The sequence below is a fragment of the Weizmannia sp. WK01 genome (assembly GCF_025905465.1).
Taxonomy (GTDB): domain Bacteria; phylum Bacillota; class Bacilli; order Bacillales; family Bacillaceae_C; genus Weizmannia; species Weizmannia faecalis.
The window spans coordinates 705,000-717,917 of record NZ_CP109616.1 but is presented as its reverse complement, the minus strand read 5'-3'; the positions used below and the strand labels follow the sequence as shown (position 1 = coordinate 717,917).

The 12,918-nt window shown below is 46.9% G+C and carries 9 protein-coding genes, 1 pseudogene and 1 other annotated feature; of the genes and pseudogenes, 7 read left to right on the top strand and 3 right to left on the bottom strand.

All coding sequences use genetic code 11. The annotated features are described in order from the left end of the window. Nucleotides 1–18: 18 nt before the first annotated feature. From OF158_RS03310 to OF158_RS03280, 7 genes and pseudogenes are all read left to right on the top strand, one after another. Nucleotides 19–1,476: a CoA-acylating methylmalonate-semialdehyde dehydrogenase gene (locus tag OF158_RS03310; protein ID WP_014096101.1), complete on the top strand. Its 1,458-nt coding sequence runs from the start codon at nucleotides 19–21 to the stop codon at nucleotides 1,474–1,476. Between the two features lie 249 nt (nucleotides 1,477–1,725). Then, nucleotides 1,726–3,153 (top strand): GntP family permease, encoded by a 1,428-nt coding sequence (locus OF158_RS03305; protein WP_017551921.1) that lies wholly within the window; start codon nucleotides 1,726–1,728, stop codon nucleotides 3,151–3,153. A 25-nt stretch (nucleotides 3,154–3,178) separates the two neighbouring features. Then, nucleotides 3,179–3,949 carry a 3-hydroxybutyrate dehydrogenase gene (locus OF158_RS03300; RefSeq protein WP_017551920.1) on the top strand — a complete coding sequence of 257 codons (771 nt, stop codon included), beginning with the start codon at nucleotides 3,179–3,181 and terminating at the stop codon, nucleotides 3,947–3,949. 224 nt (nucleotides 3,950–4,173) lie between these two features. Then, nucleotides 4,174–4,437 (top strand) — a binding site (T-box leader). 48 nt (nucleotides 4,438–4,485) lie between these two features. Further along, on the top strand, nucleotides 4,486–5,340 hold the full coding sequence (locus OF158_RS03295; protein WP_014096103.1) for an SAM hydrolase/SAM-dependent halogenase family protein: 855 nt from the start codon (nucleotides 4,486–4,488) through the stop codon (nucleotides 5,338–5,340). Between the two features lie 12 nt (nucleotides 5,341–5,352). Beyond that, nucleotides 5,353–5,912: pseudogene (locus OF158_RS03290) on the top strand (ECF-type riboflavin transporter substrate-binding protein). 20 nt (nucleotides 5,913–5,932) lie between these two features. Beyond that, nucleotides 5,933–7,681 (top strand): ABC transporter ATP-binding protein, encoded by a 1,749-nt coding sequence (locus OF158_RS03285; RefSeq protein WP_017551919.1) that lies wholly within the window; start codon nucleotides 5,933–5,935, stop codon nucleotides 7,679–7,681. Further along, entirely contained in the window at nucleotides 7,632–8,471 is an 840-nt protein-coding gene (locus tag OF158_RS03280) for an energy-coupling factor transporter transmembrane component T family protein (RefSeq protein ID WP_017551918.1), read from the top strand. Before OF158_RS03285 ends, OF158_RS03280 begins: the two co-directional genes overlap by 50 nt. A 134-nt stretch (nucleotides 8,472–8,605) precedes the next feature. On the opposite strand, the gene OF158_RS03275 is transcribed toward OF158_RS03280, so the two are convergent. The 3 genes from OF158_RS03275 to OF158_RS03265 all read right to left on the bottom strand — a co-directional run bounded on the left by OF158_RS03275 (nucleotide 8,606) and on the right by OF158_RS03265 (nucleotide 12,767). Beyond that, entirely contained in the window at nucleotides 8,606–10,243 is a 1,638-nt protein-coding gene (locus OF158_RS03275; RefSeq protein WP_017551917.1) for a methyl-accepting chemotaxis protein, read from the bottom strand. Nucleotides 10,244–10,754: 511 nt separating this feature from the next. After that, on the bottom strand, nucleotides 10,755–11,546 hold the full coding sequence (locus OF158_RS03270) for a formate/nitrite transporter family protein (RefSeq protein ID WP_026104658.1): 792 nt from the start codon (nucleotides 11,544–11,546) through the stop codon (nucleotides 10,755–10,757). 681 nt (nucleotides 11,547–12,227) lie between these two features. Then, nucleotides 12,228–12,767: an NYN domain-containing protein gene (locus OF158_RS03265; RefSeq protein WP_014096110.1), complete on the bottom strand. Its 540-nt coding sequence runs from the start codon at nucleotides 12,765–12,767 to the stop codon at nucleotides 12,228–12,230. Nucleotides 12,768–12,918: the final 151 nt, after the last annotated feature.

Below are 12,918 nucleotides of genomic sequence, written 5' to 3'. Positions count from 1 at the left end.
AAAAAGGAGCTGTTGACGTTGAACACAACGACGAAAAATATTTTAAAAAACTATGTGGGCGGCAAATGGATTGAGCCGCAAACAACCCGTTACCAGGCTGTCCCGAATCCTGCGACAGACGACCTGCTTGCAGAAGTGCCGCTCTCCGTTGCGCTTGATGTCGATGAAGCGGTAGAAGCAGCAAAAGAGGCTTTCAAAACGTGGAGTACAACGCCCGTTCCGAAACGTGCGCGTATCTTGTTCAAATTCCAGCAGCTGCTTGTGGACCATTGGGATGAACTCGCCAAAATGATTACCGAGGAAAATGGAAAAAGCTATACGGAAGCTTACGGGGAAGTGCAGCGCGGCATTGAATGTGTGGAGTTTGCCGCAGGTGCCCCTTCACTCATGATGGGAAAACAGCTGCCGGATATTGCAACCAATATGGAATCCGGCATGTACCGCTACCCGGTCGGTGTTGTAGGCGGCATTACACCGTTCAATTTTCCGATGATGGTGCCGTGCTGGATGTTTCCACTGGCTATCGCGATGGGGAATACCTTTGTCCTGAAACCGTCGGAACGCACACCACTTCTTGCCAACCGGCTTGCAGAATTGTTCCGGGAAGCAGGTCTGCCGGATGGCGTGCTCAATATCGTCCATGGCGCACATGATGTTGTCAACCGTCTATTGGAACACGAAGACGTGCCCGCAATCTCCTTTGTCGGGTCAAAACCAGTGGCTGAATATGTGTATAAAACCGCGGCAGCCAACGGAAAACGGGTGCAGGCATTAGCAGGCGCCAAAAACCATACGATCGTGATGCCGGATGCCGATCTGGACACCGCGGTAAAAGAAGTAATCGGCGCTGCTTTCGGGTCAGCCGGCGAACGGTGCATGGCCTGCTCGGTTGTGGTCGCTGTCGGAAACACAGCCGAACCGCTTTTGCAAAAACTGAAGCAGAAAGCGGATGAAATCCAAATCGGCAACGGCCTCGATGAAGGTGTGTTCCTCGGACCGGTTATCAGAAAAGAACATAAAGAACGTACGGAAAAATATATCGAAACCGGAATAGCAGAAGGCGCCGTTTTGGTGAGGGACGGCAGAAAAGATGCGGCTACGCACGGCGATGGCTATTTCCTCGGGCCGACCATCTTTGACAAAGTCACCCCGGATATGCGCATTTGGAAAGATGAAATTTTTGCGCCGGTCCTCTCCGTTGTGCGCGTGGGAAGCCTGAAAGAAGCCATTGAAGTGGCAAACCAGTCTGAGTTTGGTAACGGCGCCTGTCTGTTTACGAAAGACGGCAGCAATGTCCGCTACTTCAGGGAAAAGATCCAGGCCGGCATGCTTGGCGTTAATATTGGTGTGCCTGCGCCCATGGCCTTTTTCCCGTTTTCCGGCTGGAAAAATTCCTTCTTCGGCGACCTTCACGCAAATGGCACAGACGGCGTCGAATTCTACACCCGCCGGAAAATGCTGACAGCAAGGTGGTAAAAATCAAGGAGCTGCCCGGCGTGGCGGCTTCTGCTTTCTTTTTTGCAGTCCGGTTGTCCGAATGAGTTGAAAAACCCGGGCAGATCCTCGGACGCTTTTGCAACAATACTTTGGGGTAATGCTTGCAATCGAAAGCTGATTCAACTGTGGCAGCTGCATTTTATTATGATTATGGAAACAGGTTTGCTGGCAAATCGGATACGCTCATAAATGTAACCGTTTTCTCAAATTGAAAAATGGGGGATGAAGATGGACTTTTTCGTCATTTTATTATCGCTGGGCCTATTAATATTTGTTGCATACAGGGGGTACTCGGTGATCCTGTTTGCCCCTTTGTGCGCGCTGCTCGCCGTACTATTGACGGCGCCGGAATATGTGCTCCCGTTCTTTTCAAATGTGTTTATGGAAAAGATGGTCAGCTTTATTAAATCTTATTTTGCTGTCTTCCTTTTAGGTGCCATTTTCGGCAAAGTGGTGGAAATGAGCGGGATTGCAGAATCTATTGCCAAAACGATCGTCCAGCTCATCGGCGCAAAACGGGCGATGCTTGCCATCGTGCTGCTTGGAGCGATTCTGACCTACAGCGGTGTAAGCTTGTTTGTAGCCGTGTTTGCGATCTATCCGTTTGCCGCCCAAATGTTTCGGGAAGCGGATATTCCGAAACGGCTCATTCCCGGGACAATCGCTTTAGGAACCTTAACGTTTACGATGGATGCTTTGCCTGGCACGCCGCAAATCCAAAACGTGATCCCCACCACTTTCTTTAAAACGGACATTTATGCAGCACCGATTCTCGGTCTGCTCGGCGGTGCATTCGTGCTGATATGCGGCCTATTGTACTTGGAATACAGGCGGAAAAAAGCAGAAAAATCCGGCGAGGGCTATTACGGTTTTTCTTCAGAAACGGCCGTGGCGCTTGAAGCCGAACAGGAACCAGAACCGGATCTTTCCGCAAGCCAATCGCTGGCTAGGCAGATTTTTGCTTTCGTCCCGCTCGTTCTTGTCGGTGTCATGAACAAAGTTTTTACCACCTATATCCCGAAATGGTACCCGGACGGATTCGATTTTTCCAAAATCGGCCTTGACGCTTTTGGCACGGTGGACATCAACGCAGTGGTTGCCATTTGGGCGGTGGAAATGGCGCTTGTCATGGGCATTTTGGCAACGATTGCTTTTGACTGGAAAAGGGTAACGAAAAATATAAAAGAAGGATTGAATGCAAGTATCGGCGGATCTCTGCTCGCAACGATGAATACCGGAGCTGAATACGGGTTTGGCGGCGTTATTGCCTCGCTTCCCGGTTTTACAACAATCAGCCACGGTATTTCCCATACGTTTACAAATCCGCTTGTAAACGGCGCTGTAACAACAACAACGCTTGCCGGGGTGACCGGCTCGGCATCGGGCGGCATGGGGATTGCACTGAGCGCGATGGCGGATCAGTACAACAAAGCCATTGCCGCTGCCCATATTCCGCCCGAAGTCATGCACCGTGTTGTTGCCATGGCATCCGGCGGTATGGATACCCTTCCGCATAACGGTGCGGTCATTACGCTGCTTGCCGTTACAGGTTTGACGCACAAGCAGTCTTATCGTGATATTTTTGCCGTCACCATCATTAAAACCGTTTCTGTTTTCTTTGCCATTACACTCTACACCATATTTGGCATCATTTGATCCGAATTACAGGGAGGAAAAAGGGATGGAAAAATGCCTTGAAGGAAAAACCGCGCTTGTGACAGGGGCAGGAAGCGGCATCGGCCTTGCCATTGCGCGCTCTTTTAAAACAGAAGGCGCCAATGTCGTGATTTCCGATAAAAACGCCGAAGCAAGCCAGAAAGCAGCTGATGAATTGGGTGCTGTCTCTGCACCTTGTGATGTTACGATCGAAAAAGACTTGAAGCAAGTGATTGAAACAACGGCAAGCACATTCGGCCGTCTGGATATTCTCGTCAACAACGCAGGGCTCCAGTACGTCTCGCCGATTGAAGCCTTTCCGACAGAGAAGTTTGAGTTGCTGATTAAAGTCATGCTGACAGCCCCTTTTATGGCCATCAAGCATGCTTTCCCCATCATGAAAAAACAGGGCGGCGGCACGATTTTAAACATGGCATCTGTTAACGGTCTGATCGGGTTTGCCGGCAAAGCCGCCTACAACAGCGCCAAACACGGGGTGATCGGGTTGACGAAAGTAGCCGCTTTGGAAGGGGCGGAGCATGGCATTCGTGTCAACGCCATTTGCCCGGGCTATGTCGACACGCCGCTTGTACGCAACCAGCTGAAAGACCTGGCAGAAACGCGGAAAGTGCCTTTTGAAAAAGTACTTGAGGAAGTGATTTATCCCCTTGTCCCGCAAAAACGGCTGCTTTCTGTCACAGAAATCGCTGATTATGCCGTTTTTTTGGTTAGCAATAAAGCAAAAGGTATCACCGGCCAGGCAGCCGTGCTTGACGGAGGGTATACGGCGCAATAACCGGCGGAGCGTCAGAAATCGTGCCGTTTTCATCTGCAACCAACCCGGAAACGGCACGGCCGCAATTAGACGCCAATACAGCAGTGAGCAGCACCAGCAAAAAGACGAAAATCAGCTGATGTATATTTTCAGGATAGAAGACGGGATTTGATGAAAAAGCAAAATTATAAAATTTTATCTTGAAATTTCAAATGATTAATCCTATAATGAATTCAAAGTTCATTCCAAAAACGAGGAAAAGGAAAAGTACGGTTCACGAATTTTCACAGAGAGCTTCGGTTGCTGAAAAGAAGCAAAAGGACGAACCGGAAAAATGGCCTTGGAGTTCCGTGCTGAAAGCTTAACCGTAAGTAGGTTCCGGCGGGAAGAGCGCCCGTTAAAGCGCCGCAGTATAAGGAGATTGCAGGCTCCCGTACTGGCTAAGGCTGTTTATGTGAGTAAACAGTGAACGAAGGTGGTACCGCGTGAATTCAAACCACGCCCTTATCGTATAGGGGCGTGGTTTTTTATTTTTCAAAATTCAAGGAGGAAATGATATGACAAAACCATTGGTACTTCAAACAGACTTCGGATTATGCGACGGCGCCGTAGCCGCGATGAACGGGGTAGCAGTCTCGGTTGACCCAGCGCTCCGAATCTTTAACTTGACCCATGAAATTCCACCCTACCATATTTGGGAAGCTTCTTACCGGCTGTACCAGACGATTTCCTACTGGCCGGCGGATACCGTGTTTGTGAGCGTGGTCGACCCCGGTGTCGGATCCGATCGGCGCAGCATTGCCGCCAAAACGGCAAACGGCCAGTACATCATCACACCGGATAACGGCACCCTGACCCACATTAAAGACACGATTGTGGCCGCCAGAGAAATTGACGAAACCACCAACCGGCTCCCGCATTCAGAAGAATCGTATACGTTTCACGGCCGTGATGTGTATGCCTACACCGGCGCGAAACTGGCTGCCGGGGTAATCCGTTTTGAAGAAATCGGGCCGGAAATTCCGGCTGACTCCATTATTGAACTGCCGAGAAAAGCACCGGAGCTTCAGGATGGCGTGATTACAGGCACGATCGATACGCTGGATGTCCGTTTCGGCAATTTATGGACCAATATTGATTCTTCCTTGTTCAGGCAATTGGACGTCAACTACGGCGATTCGTTCGAAGTCACGATTTTTAACGAATCCCGCCAGCATTATAAAAACATTATGACATTCGGCCATTCTTTTGCCGACAGCCATATTGGCGAACCGCTTTTGTACATCAATTCCCTGTACAAACTCGGCATCGCCATCAACCAGGGCTCTTTCGCAAAAGCCTACCATATCGATACCGGTATCAAATGGAACATTACCATCCGCAAAGCACCGAAAATTGTATATCAAAAATAGGGGGAACACGACATGCAATCAAACAGAAGATCGATCGTCACAATTGTTGCAATCGGGATTGGCGCTGCCGTTTTTATTATTTTGGGCAGGTTTGTTTCAATCCCGACCGGCATCCCGAATACAACCATTGAAACGTCTTATGCTTTTCTTGCCCTTATGTCGATTGTATACGGCCCGGCCCGGTTGCAGGCGCCCTGATCGGTCTGATCGGGCACGCCTTAAAGGATGCCATTTCCTACGGGTCTATCTGGTGGAGCTGGGTGATCGTTTCTACCCTTGTCAGCTTCTTATTCGGCCTTGTTTCGAAAAAAATAGACATCGAATCCGGCATTCTAAACGGCAAAAAGATTTTTCTGTTTAATATCGTACAAGTCATTGCCCAAGCAATCGGATGGTTTCTTGTTGCCCCTTTGCTCGACATCCTTATCTATGCGGAACCTGCCAATAAAGTATTTTTGCAAGGCATTGTCGCGGGTGTGTCTAACATGGTGACAGTCGGGATTATCGGAACATTGCTGATTACTGCTTACGCGAAAACGAGAAGCAAAAGCGGTAGTCTCCGAAAAGAATGAGAGAATACCGGGAGGAAAAGATGAAAAAGCCCGTCATTGAATTCCAGAATTATACGTTTCAATACAGAAGTCAGGCCACCCCTACCCTGCATGATATCAATTTAACGATTTATGAGGGGGAAAGCGTGCTGATCCTCGGGCAGTCCGGGTCGGGGAAGAGCACACTTGGCCACTGCATTAACGGTCTCATTCCTTTTTCATATAAAGGCAAAGTATCCGGAAGTCTAAAGATAAACGGAAAAGAAACAAAAGATATGGACATTTTCTCCATATCCAAATTAGTCGGGACAGTGCTACAGGATCCGGACGGACAGTTCATTGGCTTAACCGTCGGCGAGGACATCGCTTTTGCCCTGGAAAATGAGGGTCTCGCGCTCCGTGACATGCATGATGCCGTTGATAAAGCAGCTCGGACAGTCGGTATTGAAAACAAGCTTTCAGCACATGTACATGAATTATCAGGCGGCCAAAAGCAGAAAGTGTCTCTTGCTGGTGTAATGGTGGACCATACAGGAATTCTTTTGTTTGATGAACCGCTCGCAAATCTCGACCCGGCAACCGGAAAGCAAGCCATTCAGCTTATTTCGGACATCCGAAAAAAAGCAAACGTGACCGTCATAATCATTGAACACCGGCTTGAGGATGTACTGGCTGAAAAAATAGACCGAGTCATTGTGATGGATGAAGGCAACATGATCAGCGATTGTACGCCGGATGAATTGCTTTCTTCTTCCGTGCTGGAAACGTGCCATATCCGGGAGCCGCTTTATGTCAAAGCTGCAAAATATGCCGGCTGCCGCATTACACCTGAAATGCATCCGGCCCACCTGGATACATTTCAACTCAGCCGGTGCAAAGACGCCCTTTTAAACTGGTATAAACATGCCAAAAAGCCGGTTGCCCGCATCGAAACAGAGCCGGTGCTTGAAATCCATCATTTGTCTTTTTCGTATAAACCCGGGCAGCCTGTGCTCAAAAACCTTTCTTTCACCATCCAAAAAGGGGAAATGGTAAGCATTGTCGGGAAAAATGGTGCAGGAAAATCAACATTGTCACGTCTGATCTGCGGCTTTGAACAACCTTCTTCCGGAAAAATTTTTTACAAAGGGAAAGACGTCACAAACGACACCATTAAAGAACGGTCGCTTCGGATTGGCATGGTCATGCAAAACCCGAACCAGATGATCTCAAAACATATGATTTTCGATGAAATTGCGCTTGGTCTGGCCAACCGGGGAATTGCCCCGGAAGAGATCAAAAAACGCACAGAAAATGCCATGCGGCTTTGCGGTCTTTACCCTTTTCGGAATTGGCCTGTTTCCGCGCTCAGCTTCGGACAGAAAAAAAGGGTGACCATTGCTTCTATTCTCGTACTGGAACCGGATATTTTGATTCTCGATGAACCAACTGCCGGCCAGGATTATATGCATTACCATGAAATCATGGAGTTTTTGGTGGAACTGAACAAAAAAGGCATCACAATTCTCTTCATCACCCATGACATGCACCTCATGCTGGAGTATACGCCGCGCGCCATTGTACTTGCAGACGGAGAAAAAATTGCCGACGGTTCGGCTGCCGGAATTTTAACTCATCCTGATATAATCCGACGTGCCAATTTAAAAGAGACATCCCTCTATGCGCTTGCAAACCGGCTACATTTGAACCCGGAAAGTTTCACGGAACGCTTTATCACGTACGAAAGGGGGCTACAGACAAATGGCAACCGAAATGCTGTCTTATATCGAGCGGAAATCCCCCGTCCATGAATTGACTGGTGCGACAAAATTGATTCTCTTTTTGATGTGGTCTTTTGCTGCCATGCTTACCTATGATACACGTGTGCTTCTTTTCCTTTTTCTTTTAAGCCTTGTTATTTTTTACATTTCACGCATCAAGATCCGGGAAGTATTATTTATTTTGCTTTTTATCTTGGCTTTTCTGCTTTTGAATAACATTGCGATTTATATTTTTTCGCCAGGACAGGGTGTAAAAATTTACGGGACAAGCCATGTGCTGTTCTCGATTGCCGGCCGGTACAATATCACGTGGGAACAGCTTTTTTACCAGTTTAACATTACACTCAAATATTTCACGGTCATTCCAGCCGCACTTCTGTTTATTGTAACGACGCATCCAAGCGAGTTTGCTGCATCGCTCAATAAAATCGGGATCAGCTACCGGATTTCATTTGCGGTTGCCCTAGCGCTCCGCTATATTCCCGATATTCAGCGGGACTTTCACAATATCGCCCTTTCCCAGCAGGCAAGAGGCTTAGATATGTCACGCAAAGAAAAGCTGCCGAAACGGATAAAAAATGCGGCAACCATCCTGATTCCGCTCATCTTGTCGAGCCTTGATAAAATCGAAACCATCAGCAACGCGATGGAACTACGCGGCTTCGGAAAAAATAAAAAACGCACCTGGTACAGTGCACGCCCTTTTCAGTTAAAGGACTATGCAACAATGGCTGTCTTTTTGGCCATCTTGGTTGCTTCACTGCTTGTCACCTTTCACAACGGCAGCCGCTTTTATAACCCGTTTCTTAAGTTATCTTAATTAAGGCTTGGTTTAGGGTTCTTTTTAGGAGGAACACCCCTACCGCAATGAATGCATCCGTAAAAAATGAAAATCACTCCCCCTATTTTCAGAATGGGCGTCCACGTCGCGCTTGCGAAATGGGCGTCCCCTTTTTAAAAAATGTCTTTTCCATCCCGAAATCTTTTCACAATGCGGTTAAGATGCTTGGCTTCCGATGCCAGCTGTGTTGCATTCTGAGCGATCGAATTTACGCCTTCCACCTGAATTTCCATGCTGGCGTTCGTTTCAGCCACTGTTTTGGTGAAATCTTCCGTAATCGTTTTTATTTCTTTTATCATTTCCTGAAGCTTTTCCCCCTCCTCCGTGATGTTTTGAACAGACTTGCGATTATGGATGACCATGTCTTGTGTCCGGACGGCGCTCTTTGTTAATTGCATAATGGTCTCACCGGTTTGCGAAACAATCTCCATTCCCTTATCGATCGCCTTTACATTATGTTCAACCTGCGCAACAGCTGCTTCTAAATCTTCCCTTGTTTTTTTCATAGAGGACATGATATGTTCGGCAAATACATTTGTCCCTTCCGCCAGTTTTCTCACCTCATTGGCGACAATCGCAAAACCGTTTCCGACCTCGCCAGCCCGTGCCGCTTCAATCGAGGCATTAAGTGCCAGCATATTCGTTTGCTTGGAAATTTCCGTAATGGCCGACACCTTTTCCATGACCGTTTTCGCTTCTTCGGCTACCAAACGGATATTAGACGCTGTATTTGAAGCCTCATCCTGAATCGCCTTCATTTGGTTTTTCGCCAATTGTACAGCCTGTTCTCCCTTACTTGCATCCCTCAGTGCTTCATCCGCCCCGGCAACAGCATTCTCCGCTTCTTCCTGCATTTCCCATACCTTTTCCATCATCTTTTCCACCATCTCATTCGCATTTCCAACCGAGTTGCCCTGAATCTCAGCGCCGCCCCGAAAAGTTTGGACGGCTGCAGAGATTTGTTCAAAAGCTGCGGAAATGTGCTGCAATTCCATTTCTTGTTCCTTGCTTATCTGTTCCACTGTTTCGCTTCCATTTTTAAAGTCACGGATCATTGCCCGGATCCCTAAAATGATTTTATTTATTTCATAGCCGATTTGATGGAACTCATTGCGCAGCCCTACTGTCTTCACCATTGCGCTCAAGTCCCCCGATGAAATTTTTCTTGTAACCGCATACCAATGTCGCAGCTGATGAGTGATGATCAAATAGGCGACCAAACTAAGCACAAGACTGACGAAAAGGGTAATGCTGAACACACTGCCTGTTTCCACCAGGTCTTGATGAAAAAAATAGGCGGCCAATGATGCTGCTACGCTCGACACCACCGTTATCCCCCCAAAAAGGAGACCGATAAACGGCTGATGAACAAGCCTGCCCATCCGCAAATTAAAGCGCTTTCTATTTGGGCCAGTCAAAAGCGGGCACGAGGCATCAATGAGCACTTCCCCCGTATCTCTTGGGTACATCTGTAATAGGCCAGTATTGGTACTGGCAGCAGCCAGCCCCACTTTGTCATTAAAAATGGTTCCTTCCCAGAGGCGGTTCGTATGGATATAACCCACACCGTTTTCATCCACAATCACAAAGTATTCATCCCGCGCAAGTTCCTGATCAAGCAGGGAACGAATGGAATCGGCCTGTTCTTCAATGGACTTTTGCGAATCCCAAACCTGCCTTACCTTTTCAGCCACCCTTTCAACTTTAGCCAGTGCTTTTTTTGCTGCAGTCGTATGTAGTAGTTTGCTCATCCTCTTCCCCCTGGTTCCACCGCGATAGATTTGTTTTTTAAAATGGGTATCCCCTTGCAAACCGGAATCCGTAAAGATATCCATAGGACAATGTACCCAGCATCAATCTGCAATTTATGAACAGGTTGTTTTTCCAAAAAACGATGTCCCATAAGTAACAGATCCAATGTCTGAGACTATATATCTATTATATCAATCCTTTGCGGAAATTTGTAGAATCATGCAAAATTTGTGTGAATAGGGAGCGGAAGCAAGTGGAGCTTTGCTCGGGAAGCACTGTGATACCCATTATTACGAAGGGCTTGGTAATGGCTCTTTCTCCGTTAGAACCAGGCGGGGTACAAAGTTTTTGCTGCTTTTTCTATCAGATATTTGCATTCTTGCTGACTCACTCCCATTCTGCGTAGCCTATTCAAATTTGCATCCTTTTCTGCAATGGCTGAAAAAGCGATTCTGTTTTTACCGAAAGCCAAAAAAGGGAGGCTTCCCATTTTGTGAGAAGCCCTCCGTTTCAAAGTGCAGTGTCTGTCTTTTGAACCCCTTCTTTTTTATATGCGATAAAGTAGAGCATGCTGACAAACACAACTGCGCCTGCCGCATTCCCGAGGAAAACGGCAATGATATTTTTCAAAAATAACATCCATGAAAGATGCCCCGCAAAAATAGCGGCCGGAATAATGAACATATTGGCAACGACGTGCTGGAACCCAATCAGCACAAAAGCCATGATCGGAAACCAGATGCCGAGGATTTTGCCTGCAAACGTTTTGGCGCCGTAGCAAAGCCAGACTGCCATGCTGACAAGCCAGTTACAACCGATCCCGGAGACAAATGCCTGCCAAAAAGGTGCGCTTGTCTTCATTTCTGCCGTGTGAACTGTTTTCGCCAAAAAATCCCCCTCTGTCAGGCCGATAAAATGCCCGAAAAAGTAGGCCACAAACAGCGCACCGATCAGGTTAAAAATGGTGATCCACAACCAGTTCCAGATAAGCTGCAAGATGTTAATCTTTTTGTCAAAACAGGCCATGCTGACGGCCATCATATTGCCGGTGACAAGCTCGCCGCCCCCAACCAAAATCAAGATCAGGCCGGTCGGGAACACTGCGGCACCCATAAATGTGTCAAAACTGCCCCAGCTCGCTGGCATCGTGCCGGTCACCCGGATATAAGCCAAATAACCGATTGCAATAAAAGCCCCGCCCAAAAAACCAAGCACCACCATCGACAAAAACGAGCTGTTCGCTTTCGCTATTCCTTTTTCAATTGCTACATCCGCAATTTCTTTCGGACTTAAGTCCATCATACCCACCTCTCATTTCTTATATGATAGTGAATGCAGACATTCCTGCTGCCTCTCAACGTACCAGCATCAACGCAAATTTGCAAAATAGATCATTCGAAATCAGGCTATATTTAAGTGCCAGCGTGTTTCTTCCCGCTACACCCGTATTTTTCCCGGGATGTCCGGCGGGTATTGCTATCTTTTAGGATGTATAAGCAAAATTTTTTTATCCAGTTTTCTTTGCATGATATTTTTTGAAGCTTCCATGATGGAAAAATTTCTAATTTATAATATATCCAAACTTTCAATGAAGTCAAATGCACTTTGGCGCTTCTGTACATTTTGCAAAATACCTTTCCCCACTTCGGCGCATGCTTAAACAGACAAGCAGGAAACTTTTTGTTTCCTTTTAAAAAAATTCAGATATTATGTATATTAAAAGTTGTGCCCTTTAGGAAGGCTATTCCTCTTATGGCGGAAACCACGCGTATTTTAATCCATAAAGCGATTCCCACACGGATGGCATGGCAGACAGGTTTTTTCATTCTTTCAAATGGGAATAAAAATGTCGAAAGAAAATGGGTATGAACCCGTGTTGTCCGTTCATACTCATGATTAGAAGGCTGTACAGATTCGAACTATACAGCCAAGCGCATCATTGGCTGCCTTGAGGCTCGGACTCCGGGCAGCTTTACTTTTTCATTAACGCATGCACTGATTAAAGTCTTCTTTTTTTAAAGTAATATACTCATCACAAAGATCCTTCATATAACCCGCTTTTTGTTGATCTACGACACCGGCAACCACATTTTTCCCCAAACTTCTGGCCATTTTAATGGCTGCTTCGTAATCCGTATCAGCACTGAATAAAATTGCCTCATCATAACCGTTATTAAAAGCAAGTGACACCAAATCTACCGCTATATTTACATCTGTTCCTTTTTCTGTAAAAATTGGCTTGCCTAGCGCATTTATTCCCACAACACTTAAATAACCCAGTTTCGCGATACATTTTGGAACCTTTTTGTTTAAATGATCAATAAATAATTTCGTTGCTGCCGCTTTTTCTTTATCCAAACTTCCGACTGCTGTGTAATAATAAATGCGCTGAAGGATCCCATCTCTCCGGGCAGCCACGTATTCTGCCAACTTTAAATAGTCCAGCCTCTGCTGAGACCCGTACAAGGCAGTAAGAGCCGCTTCGAAATTATTGCCATCAATAAAGACCATCACTCTCTTCACATTTGGTTTCCCCCTTTGACATACTAAAGGCGCCAGCTTCGATGCTGACGCCTTTTCTGATTCTCTTGTACTTAGCTTCGATTGCTAAGCACCTCACAACACTGAAAGACACCGCCTCCGACTGACGGTCTTACCATATCCCTTTTTGGTT